At 72.8% G+C, this 18,718-nt stretch carries 16 protein-coding genes; 7 read left to right on the top strand and 9 right to left on the bottom strand.

Annotated elements, in window-relative coordinates; genetic code table 11:
* The coding region (locus ABD385_RS11410) for a PleD family two-component system response regulator (RefSeq protein ID WP_486388770.1) at window positions 1–1,745 on the top strand (1,745 nt) is incomplete at its 5' end.
* A gap of 81 nt (window positions 1,746–1,826) precedes the next feature.
* On the opposite strand, the gene ABD385_RS11405 is transcribed toward ABD385_RS11410, so the two are convergent.
* The 3 genes from ABD385_RS11405 to ABD385_RS11395 all read right to left on the bottom strand — a co-directional run bounded on the left by ABD385_RS11405 (window position 1,827) and on the right by ABD385_RS11395 (window position 4,696).
* A complete protein-coding gene (locus ABD385_RS11405) occupies window positions 1,827–3,479 on the bottom strand; it encodes a long-chain fatty acid--CoA ligase (protein WP_344575015.1) in 1,653 nt (550 codons plus the stop codon).
* 139 nt (window positions 3,480–3,618) lie between these two features.
* Window positions 3,619–4,107: a carboxymuconolactone decarboxylase family protein gene (locus tag ABD385_RS11400; protein WP_344575014.1), complete on the bottom strand. Its 489-nt coding sequence runs from the start codon at window positions 4,105–4,107 to the stop codon at window positions 3,619–3,621.
* A gap of 37 nt (window positions 4,108–4,144) precedes the next feature.
* Complete coding sequence (locus ABD385_RS11395) at window positions 4,145–4,696, bottom strand: ATP-binding protein (protein WP_344575013.1); 552 nt, start codon at window positions 4,694–4,696, stop codon at window positions 4,145–4,147.
* 241 nt (window positions 4,697–4,937) lie between these two features.
* On the opposite strand from ABD385_RS11395, the gene ABD385_RS11390 reads away from it, so the two are divergent.
* The 3 genes from ABD385_RS11390 to ABD385_RS11380 all read left to right on the top strand — a co-directional run bounded on the left by ABD385_RS11390 (window position 4,938) and on the right by ABD385_RS11380 (window position 6,615).
* Window positions 4,938–5,792 (top strand): helix-turn-helix domain-containing protein, encoded by an 855-nt coding sequence (locus tag ABD385_RS11390; RefSeq protein WP_344575011.1) that lies wholly within the window; start codon window positions 4,938–4,940, stop codon window positions 5,790–5,792.
* Between the two features lie 8 nt (window positions 5,793–5,800).
* Entirely contained in the window at window positions 5,801–5,998 is a 198-nt protein-coding gene (locus ABD385_RS11385; protein ID WP_344575010.1) for a DUF397 domain-containing protein, read from the top strand.
* A 413-nt stretch (window positions 5,999–6,411) separates the two neighbouring features.
* Window positions 6,412–6,615 carry a DUF397 domain-containing protein gene (locus ABD385_RS11380; RefSeq protein WP_344575008.1) on the top strand — a complete coding sequence of 68 codons (204 nt, stop codon included), beginning with the start codon at window positions 6,412–6,414 and terminating at the stop codon, window positions 6,613–6,615.
* Window positions 6,616–6,683: 68 nt separating this feature from the next.
* Here the strand turns inward: ABD385_RS11380 and ABD385_RS11375 are convergent, their stop codons facing one another.
* Window positions 6,684–8,588, bottom strand: coding sequence for a SpoIIE family protein phosphatase (locus ABD385_RS11375; RefSeq protein ID WP_344575006.1), 1,905 nt, complete (start codon window positions 8,586–8,588; stop codon window positions 6,684–6,686).
* A 229-nt stretch (window positions 8,589–8,817) separates the two neighbouring features.
* On the opposite strand from ABD385_RS11375, the gene ABD385_RS11370 reads away from it, so the two are divergent.
* Window positions 8,818–13,209 carry a HAMP domain-containing protein gene (locus ABD385_RS11370; protein WP_344575005.1) on the top strand — a complete coding sequence of 1,464 codons (4,392 nt, stop codon included), beginning with the start codon at window positions 8,818–8,820 and terminating at the stop codon, window positions 13,207–13,209.
* Window positions 13,206–13,913, top strand: coding sequence for a response regulator (locus ABD385_RS11365; protein ID WP_344575004.1), 708 nt, complete (start codon window positions 13,206–13,208; stop codon window positions 13,911–13,913). The genes ABD385_RS11370 and ABD385_RS11365 overlap by 4 nt, the downstream gene beginning before the upstream one ends.
* 39 nt (window positions 13,914–13,952) lie before the next feature.
* On the opposite strand, the gene ABD385_RS11360 is transcribed toward ABD385_RS11365, so the two are convergent.
* Window positions 13,953–14,699, bottom strand: coding sequence for a dienelactone hydrolase family protein (locus tag ABD385_RS11360; protein ID WP_344575033.1), 747 nt, complete (start codon window positions 14,697–14,699; stop codon window positions 13,953–13,955).
* A gap of 104 nt (window positions 14,700–14,803) precedes the next feature.
* Here ABD385_RS11360 and ABD385_RS11355 point away from each other — a divergent pair, with 104 nt between their 5' ends.
* Window positions 14,804–15,295, top strand: coding sequence for a MarR family winged helix-turn-helix transcriptional regulator (locus tag ABD385_RS11355; RefSeq protein ID WP_344575003.1), 492 nt, complete (start codon window positions 14,804–14,806; stop codon window positions 15,293–15,295).
* A gap of 24 nt (window positions 15,296–15,319) precedes the next feature.
* Here ABD385_RS11355 and ABD385_RS11350 read toward each other — a convergent pair whose 3' ends face one another.
* The 4 genes from ABD385_RS11350 to ABD385_RS11335 form a co-directional block, all read right to left on the bottom strand.
* Complete coding sequence (locus tag ABD385_RS11350; RefSeq protein ID WP_344575002.1) at window positions 15,320–15,871, bottom strand: SigE family RNA polymerase sigma factor; 552 nt, start codon at window positions 15,869–15,871, stop codon at window positions 15,320–15,322.
* 160 nt (window positions 15,872–16,031) lie between these two features.
* The gene (locus ABD385_RS11345; protein ID WP_344575001.1) at window positions 16,032–17,198 is read right to left on the bottom strand and encodes a lipid-transfer protein; all 1,167 of its coding nucleotides are present in this window, start codon (window positions 17,196–17,198) and stop codon (window positions 16,032–16,034) included.
* On the bottom strand, window positions 17,195–17,629 hold the full coding sequence (locus ABD385_RS11340; RefSeq protein ID WP_344574999.1) for a MaoC family dehydratase: 435 nt from the start codon (window positions 17,627–17,629) through the stop codon (window positions 17,195–17,197). The genes ABD385_RS11345 and ABD385_RS11340 overlap by 4 nt, the downstream gene beginning before the upstream one ends.
* Window positions 17,626–18,717, bottom strand: coding sequence for an acyl-CoA dehydrogenase family protein (locus ABD385_RS11335; RefSeq protein WP_344574998.1), 1,092 nt, complete (start codon window positions 18,715–18,717; stop codon window positions 17,626–17,628). The genes ABD385_RS11340 and ABD385_RS11335 overlap by 4 nt, the downstream gene beginning before the upstream one ends.
* Between the last annotated feature and the right edge of the window lies 1 nt (window position 18,718).

Genomic DNA, 18,718 nt, shown 5'->3' with positions numbered 1-18,718 from the left:
CGCCGACCGCGCAGCCGGCGCGGGCCGCGGTCGCCGCCGGCGCGCCCAGGCCCGCCGAGGCCGCGGGCCAGGTGGAGGGCGGACCGCAGGAGGCCGGCGGTACGGGCCGGCGCCGGGCGCGCCGCCCGGTCGCCGCGGGCCCGGAGGCGCCCGCCGGCGCACCGGCCGGACAGCCGACCCCGGCCGACGACTCCCCCGCGAAGGCGGGGACTTGGGACACCGAGCCGACCGGCCGGCGCCGGGCGCGGCGGGCCGCCGCCGAGGAGCGCGCGGCCGCGGCGATGGCCGACTCCGAGGCGTCCGGCACGTTCGTGGCGGGCCCCGAGGGCCTGGTGGCGCAGCCCGCGGGTCCGGACGTACCGGCCGAGGCGACCGGTACGGGCACCGGCACCGCACCCGGCATCGCCGGCGACCCCGCCCCCGCCCCGACCACGCCCACCGGCCGCCGCCGGGGTCGCCCCAGTCCCGCCGAGGAGGCCGCGGCCGCCCCGGTGCCGGGCGTCGCGGGCGGGCCGGCGCCGTCGGGTGCCGCCGTGCCGCCGCAGGCCCGGCAGCCGCTGCCGCCGGCCGAGGACGAGTCCGGGCACACCGCCGGGCGGGCCTTCAGCGTGCGCACGCTCGGCCAGGGTGTGCCGTTCGCCCAGCAGTTGGCCGACCCGCAGCGTCCGGCGCCGCAGCCCGGCGCGACTCCGGCAGGCGGTTCGAGCACGCCGCCGGGCGGCACGCCCACCGGTTCCGGTCGTCGGCGCAAGCTCGCCGCGCCGCCGCCGGAGGACGAGCGCGGCCCAGCCGCCGAGGCCGCCACGCCCGGTGCCCCGCAGCAGGCGGCGGGGGCCCAGCCGCAGCCGGTCGCCCGGCCCAAGCAGCCGGGTCCGCAGCCGCACCTGATGGACGCCAGTGAGGGGCGGGCGTTCGCCATCTCCGCGCCCGACGAGGGCAGCGAGGGTCCCGAGCCGCTGGACGGGCCGAACGGCGCCATCGAGGTGACGGAGCGTCAGCAGCCGCCGATGGACGACGAGTTGCCGCCCGAGCCGCTGGACAACCCGCGCCGGTTGCTGGTGTGGCCGGCGCCCGACGTCGCCACCCAGCAGGCGCTCAGCGACCGCGGCTACCGCCCGGTGATCGTCAACTCCCGCGAGGAGGTGGACGCGCAGATCGCCGCGTACCCGGCGGCGCTCTTCGTGGACCCGCTGACCGGGCCGATCACCCGCACCGCGTTGCAGTCGCTGCGCCAGGCGGCGGGGGCCGCCCAGGTGCCCGTCTTGGTCACCGCCGGGTTGGGGCAGGCGACCCGGGAGGCCGCGTACGGTGCCGATCCGGCCGTGCTGCTCAAGGCGCTCGCCCCGCGGGACGCCGAGGACCAGCCGGCGCGGGTGCTGCTCATCGAGCAGAACGACGCCGTCGCGGGCGCGCTGACCGCCTCGTTGGAGCGGCGCGGCATGCAGGTCGCCCGGGCCGACGCGGACACCGACGCGGTCGCGCTGGCGACGCAGCTGCGGCCCAACCTCGTGGTGATGGACCTGATGCAGGTGCGCCGCCGCCGGGCCGGCATCGTCGACTGGCTGCGCGCCAACGGGCTGTTGGACCACACCCCGTTGGTCGTCTACACCTCCGCCGACCTGGACCCGGCCCAACTGCCCGGTCTCGCCTCCGGGGAGACGGTGCTCTTCCTGGCGGAGCGGTCCACCAGCGACGAGGTGCAGTCCCGCATCGTGGACCTGCTGGCGAAGATCGGTACGAACTAGGGCGCTTCTGGCGGACCGCCGTGCCGGACCGCCGTACGGGCACCGGGCCCGCCGGGAGCGACCGGCGGGCCCCGGGGGCGGTCAGCCCAGCAGGGTGACGTTCAGTTCGCCGTCCGCGTACTGGCGGCGGAGCACCTTCTTGTCGAACTTGCCGACGCTCGTCTTCGGGACGGACGGGATCACCGCCCAGCGCTCCGGGAGCTGCCAGCGGGCGATCCGCTCGCCGAGGAAGGCCCGCAGCTCCTCGTAGGTCAGGGCGGCGCCGTCGGTCAACACCACGGTCGCCAGCGGCCGTTCGCCCCACTTGTCGTCGGGGACGGCCACCACCGCGGCCTCGGCGACGCCCGGGTGCGCCATCAGGTGGTTCTCCAGCTCGACCGAGGAGATCCACTCGCCGCCCGACTTGATGACGTCCTTGGCCCGGTCGGTCAGGGTCAGGTAGCCGTCCGGGGTGATGGTGCCGACGTCACCGGTGCGCAGCCAGCCGTCGGGGCTGAACTTGTCCTCCGGGCGGAGCGCTCCGCCCTGCGCGCCGCCGTAGTAGGCGCCGGCGATCCAGGGGCCGCGCACTTCGAGTTCGCCCGCCGCGGTGCCGTCCCAGGGCAGTTCCTCGCCGGCCGGGCCGATCAGCCGGGCCTCGACGGAGGCCGGGAAGCGGCCCTGGGTGGCGCGGTAGGCCCACTCCTCCTCCTCGCTCACCCCGGCCGGCGGGTGCGAGACGCAGCCCAGCGGCGAGGTCTCGGTCATCCCCCAGGCGTGCACCACGCGGATCCCGTGCCGCTCCTCGAAGCCCCGCATCAGGGCCGGCGGGCAGGCCGACCCGCCGATGACGACGGTGTGCAGACAGGCCACGTCGCGCTTGTGGGCGTCGAGTTCGGCCAGCAGGCCCTGCCAGATGGTGGGGACCGCGGCGCCGATGGTGGGCCGGATCGTCTCGATCATCTCGGCGAGCGGAGCGGGCTGGAGGAAACGATCCGGCATCAGCAGCGAGGCGCCGGCCATGAACGCGGCGTGCGGCAGGCCCCAGGCGTTGACGTGGAACATCGGCACCACCGGCAGCGCGATGTCCCGCGAGGCGAGGGCGAACGCCTCGGCGGTGTTGACCTGGAGCGAGTGCAGGTAGAGCGAACGGTGGCTGTAGACCACGCCCTTGGGCTCGCCGGTCGTGCCGGAGGTGTAGCAGAGCGCGGCGGCCGCCCGCTCCTCGACCTGCGGCCAGTCGTAGTGCTCCGGCCGGCCGGCGAGCAGCTCCTCGTAGTCGTGGACCCGGGCGTGGCCGCCGGCCAGCGGGACGCGGTCGCCGGGGCCGACGACGACCACGTGCGCCACCGTGGGCAGCTGCGGCAGCAAGGGCGCCAGCAGCGGGATCAGGGTGCCGTTGACGAGGATGACGCGGTCCTCGGCGTGGTTGACGATCCAGGCCAGCTGGTCGGCGGGCAGCCGCAGGTTGAGCGTGTGCAGCACCGCCCCCATGGAGGGGATGCCCAGGTACGCCTCCATGTGCTCGCTGTTGTTCCACATGAGGGTTCCCACGCGCTCCGCGGCACCCACGTCGAGGGTGTCGCGGAGCGCGTGTGCGAGCTGCGCGGCCCGACGGCCGATCTCGGCGAAGGTGCGGCGGTGCGGCTCTGCCTCGCCGGTCCAGGTGATGACCTGGGCCTTTCCGTGGACCGTCGACCCATGGGTGAGGATTCGCGAGACGGTGAGCGGTACGTCCTGCATCGTGCTGAGCACCGGGTGCCTCCGCTTTGTTACGGGCGGGTAGTGGTGCTGCGATTGTCGATGCGTACCGGGTGGTATGTCACGCCTTGCTGGCGTGTTCTTTTCCCTCGGGCCGGAATCGGCCGCCGAAGGCGTCGACCTGCCGCGGGCGTCAGTCCCACTGCGCCTGCGCGAGGGAGCCGACCGGCTGCGGCTTGCCGATGACGGCCACCGCGACGAAGAAGTTGATCTGGCCGATCGCGATGGTCAGGGTGGCCAGCGCCTTCTCGTCGTAGTGCTTCGCCACCTCGGCGTACAGCGCGTCGCTGACCCGTTCCCCGCCGTGCGGGGCGGGCTGGAGGGTGGCTTCCACCAGTGCGAGGGCGGCGCGTTCGGCGTCGGTGAAGTACGGCGCGTCCGGCCAGGAGGAGACGGCGGTGATCCGCTCCTCGGACTCCCCCGCCTTCCGCAGGAAGCTGGTGTTCAGGATGGTCAGGTAGGTGTTGTTGACGATCTGGCCGGCGCGCAGGTGGACGAGGTTGATCGTGGTGCGCGGCACCGACTGGTTGCCGGTGGCCCGGAAGAGGGCGGCGCTGACGTCGCCCATCTCGGGCACGAACTCGGCCGGGTTGGGCATCCGGGAGAGGGTGGTCTTCGTCATGGCGGTGTGCTCCTTCGGTGGGGCCTGGTCGGCGTCTTCACAGCCCCGACGGATCGGCGCCCGCGGATGTGACGGGAATCCGGCGGAGTTTTTCGGCGCGCTCATCCGCCTGCCTGGGCAGGTCGCCCGGAAGCGTGGGCCCGGCCCGTCGCACCGGCCCCCGCGCGGCCTTCGTCCAGCGCGAACCACACGCGCTTCCAGCCGTGGCGGCCGGTGGGCCGCACCCCGACGCCAACGCGTCGACGAGCAGCAGCCCCCGCCCCGACTCGGCGCCGTCGCGGCCCGGGCGGAACGCGGGCCGCAGTTCGGGACTGGCGTCCCACACGCCGACGTCGACCCGGCACGGACCGAGTGCGACGTCGAGGTGGATCGTGCGGGTGCGGGTGTGCAGGTGGGTGTTGGTGACCAGCTCCGAGACGAGCAGCTGCGCCGTCTCGGACGCGCGGGCGTGTCCGGTGAGAACCAGCAGCCGCGCGACCACTTCCCGCGCGATCTTGGGGGCCGCGGAGCTGCTCGGCACGCTGAAGCGGTACGCCTCCCGGGCGGGGCGGTGGGGTGGGGGAACGGGCTCTTCGTCAACCGTGCTCATGGTCGTGTCTCCTCACGAGAACGTGAGCGCCTCCGCCACCGTCCGTGGCCCGGCCGTCCCCGGAAGCCCAACGGGCTTGCGGGTGGCTGCACTTCGGCTCTTCCTGGCTTGCGGGGCGCCGTCGCGAGAACCGTAGGGGGCATACATGCCACGGGGCAAGGTTGTTCCCTGAGATTCGCTGGACCGGGTGGACCCGTGGCACCGTTACGCGGGAGACTGAGCGCGAACAGGGGAAGGTGACATGCCGCCGAGGGACAATCCAACGGCCCGACAAGCGAGACTGGGCGCGGAGTTGCGCAAGCTGCGTGAGCGCGCAGGGAAGACTGCGCGCGAGGCGGCCGGGATGGTCTCGACCGACCAAGCCAAGATTTCGCACATCGAAGCGGGTCGGGTCGGCGTCAGCGAAGCCCGCATCCGACGGCTGGCGACCTTCTACGCCTGCGACGACGATGCGTTCGTCGACGCTCTGTGTGCGATAGCGCGTGAGCGCCGGGGCCAGAACTGGTGGGACAGATACCGAGGAATCCTCGCGCCCGGGTTCCTCGACATCGCGGAAGTGGAACACCATGCGACACGGTTGCGCTGTCTCCAACCGGTGACGTTTCCAGGGATTCTCCAGACCGAGGAGTACGCGCACGCCTTGTTCGCCGGGGTCATTCCGCAGCTCCCCGAAGACGAAATAGCGGCCCGCGTCGAGCACCGGATGGAACGACGGGCGATCCTCGAACGCGACAGCGCCCCGCAGTTCGAAGCGATCGTTCACGAAGCCGCGCTGCGCATGCGCGTCGGCGGACGGAAGGTGGCACGAGCACAACTCGAACACCTCTTGTCGGCATCCGAGCGCCCCGGCCTGACCCTGCGCGTCATCCCCTTCACCAGCGAGGACTTTGTCGAGGTAACGCAGACGGTGATGTACGCGAGCGGTGTCGCGCCGCAGCTCGACACCGTCCACATCGACACCCCGTTCGGCGGCCGGTTCCTCGACGCGGCGGCAGACCTCGACCGCTACCGAACATTGTTCGGATTCGCCGAGCAAACGGCACTCTCGCCCGAAGAGTCGCAGAGTTTTATCCACCACATCGCAAGAGAACTGTGAGTCAGGGAATGAGCGAAATCATGTGGCAAAAGTCGAGTTTCTCCGGCGGCGGTGGCGAGCAGTGCATCGAAACAGCCGCGATCGACGGCGAAATCCTCATGCGTGAAAGCGACGACCCCGACGTGGTCGTCCGGACCACGCCGGCGAAGCTCAAGGCGTTCATCGCCGGTGTGAAGGCAGGGGAGTTCGACCACCTCGCCAGGTAGCCACCCACCGGCACAACTATGCCCCTCGTCCAACTGGACGGGGGGCATAGTTGCTTCTGCCGGGTGACATGTATGCCCCGGGGCACACTTGCCACCTCTGCCGCCGTAACGCTACGGTCACCATGAGTTGCCCACCGAGACGAACCCACGGCGGGACGTTGGCGTCGGACACCGCGCTCAAGTCGCCGCGCCGGGGTCGGGCAAGGTTGCCCCCGTTGGGTTTGATGGCTGCCTGGCAGCTGCCAGGGCATCTGCGCGAACACCATCGCCGAACTCCGGCCCCTTGCCGCGGCCGATCGACCGCGGTGAGGTTCTCCGCCGGGTGTTGGACGGGCGTCAACACTCGCCGGCATGATCGAGGCACGCAGCGCAGACCATCCAACACGCAGGACGGAAAAGGTGAGTTCACCGAAATGACCGAGGCGATCAGCTGGCAGAAGTCTTCCTTCTCCGGGCCGGACAACAACCAGAGCTGCATCGAGCTGGCCCTCGTCGACGGCGAAGTCAAATTGCGTGAGAGCGACGATCCGGACCTGATCGTCACCACGTCCGTGGCGAAACTTCGCGCATTCACCCTGGGCGTCAAGGCCGGCGAGTTCGATCACTTCATTGCCTGACTCAGCAACCACAGCCCCCGTCTTCGCAGGTGGAAGCCTCCGACGCAGGTCGGCACGGCTCGGGGACGTCACGCCATCGGGCCGCGCGCCGGTGTGACCGCCTGGAGGACGAGCACCGAGAGGTCGTCCTCCACCGGGCCGGTGCCGAAGTCGTGGGCGGCCCGGCGGATGTGCTCCGCCAGGGCCTTGGCGCCCAGGCCGAGGCCGTCCCGCAACACCTCGACCAGGCCGTCGTTGTCGTCCAACTGCCAGTTGCCGCAACGGCGTTCGGTGACCCCGTCGGTGACGCAGAGCAGCGTCTCGCCGGGCGCGAGGGTGAAGGTGCTGGCGTGGAAGTCGGTGCCCTCGTCGATGCCGAGCAGCATCTGCGGGTCGGAGGCCGGCTCCACTCCGCCGTCGGTGAACAGGTGCAGCGGCGGCGGGTGGCCGGCGCTGGCGACCGTGCAGCGGGCGCCGGGGACGCCGGGGACGACGGCCAGTTCCCCGTAGAGCAGGCTCAGGAAGCGGGAACTGGCCTGTTCTCCACCCTGTTCCACCGCCTCCGCGCTCTCCTCGGCCATGGCCAGGTTCAGGCGCCCGAGGACCGATTCGACGCCGTGGCCCTCGCGGGCCAGCAGGCGCACCAGGTGGCGGGCCAGCCCGGTCACCGACATCGCCTCGGGGTCCTTGCCCTGGACGTCCCCCAGGAGGAAGCACCAGCGGCGGTCGCCCATGGGGAAGACGTCGTAGAAGTCGCCGCCGACGGTCTGCCCCTCGCCGTGCGGTTCGTAGACGATCGCGGTGTCCACGCCGGGGATGCTGGCCAGCGAGGCGGGCAGCTGGCGGCGTTGGAGGGCCAGGCTGATGGTGGTCTGCCGGGTGTACTGGCGGGCGGTGTGGACGGCCTGGGCGACCCGGCGGGCGACGTCCTCCACGATCCGGACGACGGTGTCACTCATGGTCAGCCGGCCGGCCCGGCCCAGCAGCAGGACGCCCTGGAGTTCGCCGCGGGCCACCAGGGGGAAGGCCAGCGCCGACCCGCCCGACGGGGACGCACCGGCGCATTCCGGCCAGGGCCACGGGGTGCCGCCGGCACCCGCGACGTCGGTGGGCGGATCGCGCTCCAGGTCGGTGCGGAGCGGCCCGATCCGCCGTTCGTCGACGTGCCAGACCCGGGAGAGCGCCATCCGGCCGCCCTCGACGCTCAGCCAGATCGCGCACCAGTCGGCGAGGCGCGGGACCAGCAGCTGCGCGGCGAGCGCGGTGACCATGTCCTGGTCGAGCTGGCCGGCCAGGAGTTCGCTGGTCTCGGCGAGGAACGAGGGCCCGCCGCGGTCCACCCACTCGGCGGCGTCGCCGGGCGACGGGCGGCCCCCGTGCCCGGGCGGCACCCGGACCGGGGTCGCGGCGCCGTGCGGGCGCCGGGCCGGACCCGCCGGCGCGGCGCCCGGCACGCCCTCGGTGGCCTCCAGGCGGAACCAGACCGTCTTGGTGGACTTGCGGTAGGTCACCCCCCAGGACTCGGCGAGCGCGCTGACCAGCTGGAGGCCGAAGCCGGGCTCCCCGCTGCGGGCGTCCACCCCGCCGCGCACCACCCGTGAGGGGTGGCGGTCGGAGACCTCCAGGACGACGGCGACGGTGGCCGGGCCGGGCGGCCCGGGGCGGTCGGTGGCGCGGGCCGCGGCCGGGCGGTGCGCGTCGCCCGCCGCCGGTTCGCGCCCGTACTCCAGCCGGCAGACGACGTCGATGTCGGTGCCGGCGTACATCACGGCGTTGGTGACCAGCTCGCTGACCAGGAGGACGGCCTGGTCGACGAAGTCCGGGGTGATCGCCGCGGCGCCGGGGGCGACGTCCGGGGCGGCGGCCCGTTCGGTCAGCAGGGTGCGCACGAACCTGCGGGCCCCGGCGGCGGCCAGCTGGTTCGCCGGCAGTCCGGTGCGGGACACCGTTTCGGTCTCCTGCGGGGCCGTCGTCCGCGGGGACAGCGACGTCACTGCGCCCCCTGACGAAACCTGGAAAAGCGACTCATTACGGGCGCTTTATACTATGACATATCTGCCCAATTCGATCAGTTCCGGGCCTCCTCCGGAACCCCGCCGGGACGGGCCCGGACCGGCTCCGGACCGCCCCGCCCGGTACGGGTCAGCCGGCGCTGCACCAACCGGCCGGCCCGGTACCCGTTCGGTCCAAGTTCGGTCTCGATCACTGGGGGGATGGTGTGCCATGGCGCCCGACCCGACCCGGCCCGAGTCCGCGGCGTCTCCCCCGGACCCCCGGCCCGACGGCCAGTGGGTGCGCACCAGCGAGCTGCGCCCCCTCCTGGCCGCCATGAACGCCCTACGGGACGGTGACTTCACCGCCCGGGCCGCGCACGCCCAGGGCGATCCGCCGGCCGACGGCGTGCTCGCCGACATGACGGACGTCTTCGCCCAGATCGTCGCCCGCAACGCCCACCTGGCCACCGAGCTGGCGCGGCTGCGCCACGAGGTCATCCGCCAGGGCCGGCTGGACGAACGGCTCAGCGCCAGCCCCGGCCAGGGCGGCTGGTCGACCAACGTGGAGGCCGCCAACGCGGTCCTGGAAGCGCTGGTCACCCCCGTCGCCAAGGCCACCCGGGTACTGGACTCGATCGCCGACGGCGACCTGACCCGCCACGTCGACCTGCACGACGGCAGCCGCCAGCTCCGCGGCGACCTGCGCCGCCTGGGCAGCTGCGTCAACCGCGTGGTCGACCAGCTCTCGCTGTTCACCGGCGAGGTCACCCGGGTCGCCCGCGAGGTCGGCACCGAGGGCCGGCTCGGCGGCCGGGCCAAGGTGCAGGGGCTGGCCGGCGACTGGCTGCACGTGACCGAGGCGGTCAACACCATGGCGTCCCGGCTGACCGCCCAGGTCCGCGACATCGCGGTGGTGACCACGGCGGTGGCCGGCGGCGACCTGACCCAGCAGGTCACGGTCGAGGCCACCGGCGAGCTGCTGGAGCTGAAGCTGACCGTCAACACCATGGTCGACCAGTTGCGGGCGTTCGCCGACGAGGTCACCCGGGTCGCCCGCGAGGTCGGCACCGAGGGCCAGCTCGGCGGGCGCGCCCAGGTCCGCGGCGTCTCCGGCGTCTGGAAGGACCTCACCGACAACGTCAACCTCATGGCGTCCAACCTGACCTGGCAGGTCCGCAACATCGCCCAGGTCACCACCGCCGTCGCCAACGGCGACCTCAGCCAGAAGATCACCGTGGACGCCCGCGGCGAGATCCTCGAACTGAAGTCGACCATCAACACCATGGTCGACCAGCTCTCCGCCTTCGCCGACGAGGTCACCCGCGTCGCCCGGGAAGTCGGCACCGAGGGCCAGCTCGGCGGGCGCGCCCAGGTCCGCGGCGTCTCCGGCGTCTGGAAGGACCTCACCGAGAGCGTCAACTTCATGGCGGACAACCTCACCACGCAGGTCCGCAACATCGCGCTGGTCGCCACCGCCGTCGCCGAGGGCGACCTCGGCAGGAAGATCACCGTCGAGGCGAAGGGCGAGATCCTCGAACTCAAGTCGACCATCAACACCATGGTCGACCAGCTCTCCGCCTTCGCCGACGAGGTCACCCGCGTCGCCCGCGAGGTCGGCACCGAGGGCAACCTCGGCGGTCAGGCCCAGGTCCGCGGCGTCTCCGGGGTCTGGAAGGAGCTGACCGACAACGTCAACTCCATGGCCCTGAACCTCACTTCGCAGGTCCGCAACATCGCCCAGGTCACCACCGCCGTCGCCAACGGCGACCTGACCAAGAAGATCGACGTGGACGCCCGCGGCGAGATCCTGGAGCTGAAGGACACCGTGAACACCATGGTGAAGCAGTTGCGGGCGTTCGCCGACGAGGTCACCCGGGTCGCCCGCGAGGTCGGCACCGAGGGCCGGCTCGGCGGCCGCGCGCAGGTGCACGGCGTCTCCGGCGTCTGGAAGAACCTCACCGACAACGTCAACTCCATGGCGGACAACCTCACCTCCCAGGTCCGCAACATCGCCGAGGTCGCGACGTCGGTGGCCCGCGGCAACCTCTCCAAGAAGATCGACGTCGATGCCCGCGGCGAGATCCTCGAACTCAAGACGACCATCAACACCATGGTCGACACCCTCTCCTCGTTCGCCTCCGAGGTCACCCGGGTGGCCCGCGAGGTCGGCAGCGAGGGCCAACTCGGCGGCCAGGCCCGGGTCGAGGGCGTCTACGGCACCTGGAAGCAGCTCACCACCAGCGTCAACGAACTGGCGCTCAACCTCACCACGCAGGTGCGCGCGATCGCCGCGGTGACCAGCGCGGTCACCCAGGGCGACATGTCCGGCTCGATCACCGTCGACGCGCAGGGCGAGGTCGCCGCCCTGAAGAACAACATCAACCTCATGGTCGCCAACCTCCGCGAGACCACCCGCGCCAAGGACTGGCTGGAGTCCAACCTGACCCGCATCGCCGGCCTGATGCAGGGCCACCGCGACCTGGTCGAGGTCGCCGACCTGATCCTGCGCGAGCTGACCCCGCTGGTGAACGCCCAGTTCGGGGCGTTCTTCCTGGCCGAGGCGGGGGCCGCACCGGGCGAGGGCCTGGAGCTGATCGCCGGCTACGGCACCGGCCGCACCGAGGGCCGCAGCGCCCTGCCCCGGCTGCGGATGGGCAGTCCCGGCTGGGGCCTGATCACCCAGGCCGCGACGGAGAAGAAGCGCATCCTCGTCGAGGCCGTCCCCACCGACTACCTCACCATCAGCTCCGGGCTCGGCGCCGCCGCCCCCGCCAGCGTCGTCATCCTGCCGATCCTCTTCGAGGACCACGTCCTCGGCGTGATCGAACTGGCCTCCTTCAGCCGCTTCAGCGACGTCCACCTCGCCTTCATCGACCAGTTCGTCAACACCATCGGCGTCTCCATCAACACCATCATCGCCAACTCCCGTACGGAGTCCCTGCTTTCGGAATCCCAGCGGCTGACCGCCGAACTCCGCCAGCGCTCCGACGAGCTCCAGCTCACCAACGCCGAACTGGAGGAGAAGGCCGCGCTGCTCGCCACCTCCTCCCAGTACAAGTCCGAGTTCCTGGCGAACATGTCGCACGAGCTGCGCACCCCGCTGAACTCCCTGCTGGTCCTCTCCCGCCTCCTGGCCGACAACCCCGAGAGCCACCTCAGCGCACAGGAGGTGGAGTTCGCCGCCACCATCCACCGCGCCGGCTCCGACCTGCTGCAACTCATCAACGACATCCTCGACCTGTCGAAGATCGAGGCCGGCCGGATGGACGTCCACCCCAAGGCCCTGCCGCTGAAGAAGCTCCTCGACTACGTAAGGGCCACGTTCCGCCCGCTCACCGTCGACCGCGGGCTGAGCTTCGATGTCCGGGTCGGCGACGACGTCCCCGCGGAACTCTTCTCCGACGAGCAGCGCCTCCAGCAGATCCTGCGCAACCTGCTGTCCAACGCGGTGAAGTTCACCTCCACCGGCGGCGTGGAACTCCTCGTGGAACGCGTCCCCGGCCCGGCGTGCAGCCAGTTCGACGAGGCGTCCCTGCGCACCGCCGACGCCGTCATCGCCCTGTCCGTCACGGACACCGGCATCGGCATCCCGCCGGAGAAGCTCGACGGGATCTTCGAGGCGTTCCAGCAGTCCGACGGCACCACCAACCGCAAGTACGGCGGCACCGGCCTCGGCCTGTCCATCAGCCGCGACATGGCCGCCCTGCTCGGCGGCCGGATCAAGGCCGAGAGCCAGGTGGACGTCGGCTCCACCTTCACCCTCTACGTCCCCGCCCACTACACCGGGCCGTCCACGACCCCGGCCTCCGGCGCAGCGCGGGGCACCGGCGGCGGGCCCACCGCCCTCGTTCCCCCGGACGGCGGCGGGCCCACCATCACCGGCGAGACGCCCGCCCCGGGCAGCGCGCCCCCGGCCCCGGCGGGCCCGGCCGCCCAACCGGTCCCGGCCGAACAGCTCACCGCCGCACCCGTCGCCACCGCCGCGTCCCCGGGCGACGTCTATCCCGGCCAGGAGGGCACCGCCGCGCACGCGGGCCTGCGCCCCGGCGACAGCGGCGACGTGACCTGGCCCGAGGCGACCCGCCTGAAGGACTGGCTCAGCGGACGCCCCGGGCGGATCCTCGCCAAGCGCCGGATCCTCATCGTCGACGACGACATCCGCAACGTCTTCGCGCTCACCCACGTCCTGGGCCGGGTCGGCATCAACGTCAAGTACGCCGAGAACGGCCGCGAGGGCCTGGAGGTCCTCGACCGGACCCCGGACGTCTCCCTCGTCCTGATGGACATCATGATGCCGGAGATGGACGGCTACGAAATGATCCGGGCCATCCGCAACACCCCCCGCTTCGCCGACCTCCCGATCGTCGCGCTCACCGCCAAGGCCATGCCCGGCGACCGCGAGAAGACCATCGAGAGCGGCGCCGACGACTACATCCCCAAACCGGTCGACGTGGACCGCCTGCTCGGGGTCGTCTGCCAACTGCTGGACCCGGAGACCAGGAAGGCCGCCGGGTGCCCGGACGTCACCCTCGACGACGGCCCGGACGCCATCCCGGACGGCAACACGGACGACAGCACGGACGACACCTCCGACGAGGGAACGGCAGGGCCGCAGCCATGACACCCCCACCCGACACCGCGCCCATCCTCATCGTCGACGACATGGAGGAGAACCTGGTCGCCCTCGAAGCGGTCCTCAGCTCCCTGACCCCGAAGGTCGTCCGCGCCCGCTCCGGCGAGGAGGCCCTGAAGGCCATGCTCCGCGAGGAGTTCGCGGTCGTCCTCATCGACGTGCTGATGCCGGGCATGAACGGCTTCGAGACGGCGGCCAACATCAAGGGCCTGGACCAGACGAAGGACGTCCCGATCATCCTGCTGACCGGCGCCTCGGTCGACCCGAACTACGCCTACCGCGGCTACACGGTCGGCGCCGCCGACTTCCTCATCAAGCCCTTCGACCCGTGGCTGCTGCGCACCAAGGTCAACGTCTTCCTCGACCTGTACCGCAAGAACCACCAACTCGCCTCCCAGGCCGACCAGTTGAAACGCCTGCTGACCGGTCCCGGCGAGGCCCTGCCGACCGTCGAGCCGCGCCGGCCCGACGGCCGCGAGCCCGCACCGCACCGGCCCGCGCCCAGTGCACCGGAGCCCGCCGCGGCGCCCGCGGCCGGCGACGAGGCCCGCCTGTCGGACATCGCCAGCCGCCTCGTCCAGATCGAACTGCTCCTGCGCGACGCCCGGGACCTCGAAGCCGCCGGCCTCGCCGACCGCATCGTGGCCCTGGAGCAGGCCGTGGAACGGCTGATGGCCGGCCGGGAGGCGTAGGGCCGGGGGACGGTCCCGACGCGTCCCCCGGCCGGCGCCTCAGCCCTCGCCCAGGGTGCGCGCCAGGAGGGGGAGCAGTCGGTCCCAGTGCCGCTCCAGCCCGCCGGCGCTGAAGGCGTCGGTGTCGGCCATGGTGAAGCCGTGGACGGTGTCGGGGTAGATCTCGGAGGTGTGGCGAACCCCCGCGGCGGCCAGGTCCCGGTTGAGCGCGTCGAGGGCCTCGGGCGTCATGTCGGTCGCGGCGTGGCCGAGGTGGACCTCGGCGGTGAGCCGGGAGAACAGGCCGTGGCGGCCGTCGGGTTCGTCGGCCGGCACGGGACCGTGGAACCCGGCGACCGCCGCCACCCGGTCGGGGCGGGCCGCGGCGGTGCGCAGCGCCAGCAGGCCGCCTATGCAGTAGCCGGTCACCGCGACCGGGCCGGCAGCGACCTCGGGCCGGGCGGCGAGGACGTCGAGGAAGGCGTCGGCGTCGCTCCGGGTACGTGCGGCGGTGTGCGCCTGGATCAGGGGCATCAGCTGGGCGACGGCCGCGGTCCTGGCCGCCTCGTCGATGTGCGCGGGGAGCTCGACCACCGGCGCCGGGCCGTGCCGGTAGAAGACGTTGGGGACGAGCACGACGTAGCCGTGCCCCGCCAGTTCGCGGGCCATCTCCCGCAGCACCGGCCGGATGCCGAAGGCGTCCCCGTACATCAGCACCCCCGGGTGCCGGCCGCCGCCGTCGGGGAAGGCGGCGAAGGCGTCGGCCCGGCCGTCCGGAGTGGGAATCTGCAACGTCGTGGTGGGAATGGCGGAGGTTCCTTCCTGGGACGCACCCACTGCCGTTAGTCGCACTAACACTGTCGGCGCGGGACCGAACGTATAGCGTTAGTCCCACTAACGCAATGGCTAGGATGAGCGCCGTGACCAGAGCCGAAGCCGCGGACCTGCCCGACGACAGCGCGCCCCGCACGCCCGAACGGCTGCGCCGCCGCACCAGCCGTCTGCTGTCCCAACTGACCGTGCGCTCCGACCGGTTGATCAACGACGGGCTGGCCCGGGTCGACGCCCGCAAGTGGCACTACGCCGTGCTCGCCTCCCTGCTGGAGTACGGGCCCGGCAGCCAGGCCACGCTCAGCCGGCGCACCGGCATCTACCGCAGCGACATGGTCGGCGTGCTCAACGAACTGGTCGCCCGCGACCTCGTCGAGCGGGCCCCGGACCCCGCCGACCAGCGCCGCAACCTCGTCACGCTCTCCCCCCGAGGCCGCCGCCACCTCCGCCGCCTCGACACGCTCCTGGACGACCTCCACGACGAACTGCTCGCCCCCCTGGCCCCGGCCGAACGCGACCAGCTCGTGGAACTCCTCACCCGCCTGCTGGACCACCACACGCGAACGGACTGACGCCCGACGGTCGCACTCCGGCCGCTAAGCGGCCACCCGGCTCAGGCCCAGGCCCGCCAGTTCCGGGTCCTCCCTGAGCTTGGCCAGGGCGCGCGAGACGGCGCTCTTGACCGTGCCGATCGAGACCTCCATGACCTCGGCGGTCTGGGCCTCGCTGAGGTCCTCGTAGTACCTGAGGACGACCATCGCGCGCTGCCGCGGCGGCAGCCGCATGATCGCGCGCCACATCGCGTCGCGCAGGCCCTGGAGTTCGGCCGGGTCCGGCGCGGGCACCGGGTCCGGTTCGGGCAGCTCGTCGCAGGCGAACTCCTCGACCTTGCGCTTGCGCCACTGGGAGGTGCGGGTGTTGATCAGCGCGCGCCGCACGTAGCCGTCGAGCGCGCGGTGGTCCTCGATCCGTTCCCACGCCACGTACGTCTTGGTCAGCGCGGTCTGCAGGAGGTCCTCGGCGTCGTTCGGGTTCGCGGACAGGGACCGCGCGGCACGCAGCAGGACCGGCCCCCGGGCCCGTACGTAGGACGCGAACGACGGGAACGTCGCGGGCGTCGAGGTGCTTGTGCACACTGACGTGGTCATGTGTTCCACGCTAGAAGCGGGGGTGGGGCGCGGGCGTCGCCCCAAGGTGCCGAAGCTGCGTCCCCCTCAAGTTGTAGGGGTGGGGTCCGCCGGACCTCCTCAGGGGGGACCACGCCCGGCGCTCCCCTAGGGGCGGGCCGGGCGCCCGACGCCCGTCGGGCTACCCCGTCCGCCCCAGCACCAATCCCGACGTCGGCACTCCGGTTCCGGCCGTGACCAGGACGTGGGCGGGCGTGCCGGCCTGGTTGACGCTGCTGCCGCGTAGCTGGCGCACGGCCTCGGCGATGCCGTTCATGCCGTGCAGGTACGCCTCGCCGAGCTGCCCGCCGTGGGTGTTCAGGGGGAGCGCGTCGGCGGCGACGAAGTCGGCGGCCTCGCCGCGTCCGCAGAAGCCGAACTCCTCCAGCTGCATCAGGACGAAGGGCGTGAAGTGGTCGTAGAGGATGGCGACGTCGATGTCGGCCGGGGCGAGGCCGGAGGTGCGCCACAGCTGGCGGGCGACCACGTCCATCTCGGGCAGGCCGGTGAGGTCGTCGCGGTAGAAGCTGGTCATCTGCTCCTGGGCGCGGCCGGCGCCCTGCGCGGCGGCGGTGATCAGCGCGGGCGGGTGCGGCAGGTCGCGGGCCCGCTCGACCGAGGTGACCACGATCGCCTGTGCGCCGTCGGTCTCCTGGCAGCAGTCCAGCAGCCGCAGCGGTTCGACGATCCAGCGGGACGCGGCGTGGTCGGCGAGGGTGATCGGCTTGCCGTGGAAGTAGGCGGCCGGGTTGCGGGCGGCGTGCCGGCGGTCGGTGACCGCGACGTGGCCGAAGGCGTCCGGGGTCAGTCCGTAGGCGTGCAGGTAGCGCTGGGCGGCCATGGCGACCCAGGAGGCCGGGGTGAGCAGGCCGAAGGGGAGGTTCCAGCCGAGCGCGGTGCCCTCGGCGGACGGTTCGCGCTGCTGCACGCCGGCGCCGAAGCGGCGGCCGGAGCGCTCGTTGAAGGCGCGGTAGCAGACCACGACGTCGGCGAGCCCGGTGGCGACGGCCAGGGCCGCCTGCTGGACGGTGGCGCAGGCCGCGCCGCCGCCGTAGTGGACCCGGGAGAAGAAGGTCAGTTCGCCGATGCCGGCCGCCTGGGCGACGGTGATCTCCGGGTTGGTGTCCATGGTGAACGTGACCAGGCCGTCCACGTCGTCCGGAGTGAGTCCGGCGTCGGCGAGTGCGGCGTGCACGGCCTCGACGGCGAGCTTGAGTTCGCTGCGGCCGGAGTCCTTGGAGAACTCGGTGGCGCCGATGCCGGCGATCGCGGCCCGGCCGCCGAGGGCGTCGGGGCGGTGGCGGGTCATCGGGCGACCGCCCCCAACTGGACGGTGGCGGTCCCGGTGACGTGATGGCCGAGGTCGTTGGCCCCCACGACCCGCACCTCGACCAGGTCCCCGTCGACGGCGGTGACCGTGCCGCTCAACACCATCGTGTCTCCCGGGTAGTTGGGGGCGCCGAGCCGGATGGCGAGCTTGCGCAGGGCGCACCGGGGGCCGAAGCGGTCGGTGAGGTAGCGGCCGACGAGGCCGTTGGTGGTGAGGATGTTCATGAAGACGTCCGGGGAGCCCTTCTCCCGTGCCGCCTCCGCGTCGTGGTGCACGTCCTGGTAGTCGCGCGAGGCCAGCGCCCCGGCGACGATCAGGGTGCGGGTGACGGGGAGGGTGAGGGGCGCGAGTTCCTGGCCCGGGTGGGGCGCGGCGGTCCCGTCCGCGTCCGGGGCGGCGTCGGTGGTCATGCCTGCGGCTCCTTCGTCAGCAACGCGCCCAGCTCTTCGAGGAGTTCGGCGCCGGCGCCCAGGTAGGCGTCGAGCTGCCGGCCCCAGAGGAAGTGCCGGTGCACCGGGTGGTCGAGGTCGGCGCCGATGCCGCCGTGCAGGTGCTGGCCGCTGTGCACCACCCGCTTGCCGGCCTCGGAGGCCCACCAGGCGGCGGTCAGCGCGTGCGTCGCGTTCTCCAGGCCGGCGTCCCGGCGCCAGGCCGCCTCGTAGGCGGTGACCCGGATCGCCTCGGTGTCCATGTACGCCTCGGCGGCGCGTAGTTGGACCGCCTGGTGGGTGGCGAGCGGGCGGCCGAACTGCTCCCGGGTGGTGGTGTGCGCCACCGCCCGGGCCAGCGCGCCCGCGCACACGCCCGCCTGGAGGCCGGCGAACGCGGTCCGGGCGACGGCGAGCACGTCGTCGTGCGCGCGGTGCGGGTGGCGGCCGCGGGCGTCGCCGGGCGCGTACGGGCCGCCGAGCGGTTCGGCGGCGGCGCCCTCCAGCGTCAGCCGGCCCGCGGACCAGGGCGCGGTGGTCGCCACCGGCGCGACGCCGACCCCGGGCCCGTCGGTCCGCACCAGCCACAGCCGGCGCCGCGCGTCCGGCACCAGCACCACGGTGGCCTCGCACAACCAGGGCACGACGGGCACCGTGCCGACCAGTTGGGCCCGGCCGGAGTCGGCCGCCCCTTCGACGGTGACCGGCCGCGCCCCGCTGCGCGCGAACGCCCCGGTCGCCACCTCCGTGCCGTCCCGCAGCCCCGGCAGCAACCGGGCCCGCTGCGCGTCGGAGCCGTGCGCGCCGACGCCCAGCAGCCCGTACGCGCAACTGGCCGCGAACGGCACCTGGGCGGTCGTGCGGCCCTGCTCCTCCAGCATCAGCACCAGGCCCAGCAGCCCGGTCTCGGCCACCGCGCCCGGTAGCCCGGCGGCGCACAGCGCCTTCCACAGGTCGGCGTCGGTGGCCGCGCCCAGGGCGGCCAGCCGCTCGGGGGTGGACAGGTCGCCGAAGATCTCCGCCGCCAGGTCGCCCGCGGCGCGCTGCTCCTCGGTGGGCGTGAAGTCCACG

The organism is Streptomyces lunalinharesii (assembly GCF_039532155.1).
In the GTDB taxonomy this organism is placed as follows: Bacteria; Actinomycetota; Actinomycetes; order Streptomycetales; family Streptomycetaceae; genus Streptomyces; species Streptomyces lunalinharesii.
The sequence above is the reverse complement of the archived record's forward strand: the minus strand, read 5'-3'. Positions and strand labels throughout refer to the sequence as shown.

Excerpts from the sequence above, each read along its gene's own strand:
- ABD385_RS11400 (WP_344575014.1), bottom strand. The coding sequence starts at position 4,107 with ATGACGAAGACCACCCTCTCCCGGATGCCCAACCCGGCCGAGTTCGTG.
- ABD385_RS11395 (WP_344575013.1), bottom strand. The coding sequence starts at position 4,696 with ATGAGCACGGTTGACGAAGAGCCCGTTCCCCCACCCCACCGCCCCGCC.
- ABD385_RS11390 (WP_344575011.1), top strand. The coding sequence starts at position 4,938 with ATGCCGCCGAGGGACAATCCAACGGCCCGACAAGCGAGACTGGGCGCG.
- ABD385_RS11385 (WP_344575010.1), top strand. The coding sequence starts at position 5,801 with ATGAGCGAAATCATGTGGCAAAAGTCGAGTTTCTCCGGCGGCGGTGGC.
- ABD385_RS11380 (WP_344575008.1), top strand. The coding sequence starts at position 6,412 with ATGACCGAGGCGATCAGCTGGCAGAAGTCTTCCTTCTCCGGGCCGGAC.
- ABD385_RS11370 (WP_344575005.1), top strand. The coding sequence starts at position 8,818 with ATGGCGCCCGACCCGACCCGGCCCGAGTCCGCGGCGTCTCCCCCGGAC.
- ABD385_RS11365 (WP_344575004.1), top strand. The coding sequence starts at position 13,206 with ATGACACCCCCACCCGACACCGCGCCCATCCTCATCGTCGACGACATG.
- ABD385_RS11355 (WP_344575003.1), top strand. The coding sequence starts at position 14,804 with ATGAGCGCCGTGACCAGAGCCGAAGCCGCGGACCTGCCCGACGACAGC.
- ABD385_RS11350 (WP_344575002.1), bottom strand. The coding sequence starts at position 15,871 with ATGACCACGTCAGTGTGCACAAGCACCTCGACGCCCGCGACGTTCCCG.
- ABD385_RS11345 (WP_344575001.1), bottom strand. The coding sequence starts at position 17,198 with ATGACCCGCCACCGCCCCGACGCCCTCGGCGGCCGGGCCGCGATCGCC.
- ABD385_RS11340 (WP_344574999.1), bottom strand. The coding sequence starts at position 17,629 with ATGACCACCGACGCCGCCCCGGACGCGGACGGGACCGCCGCGCCCCAC.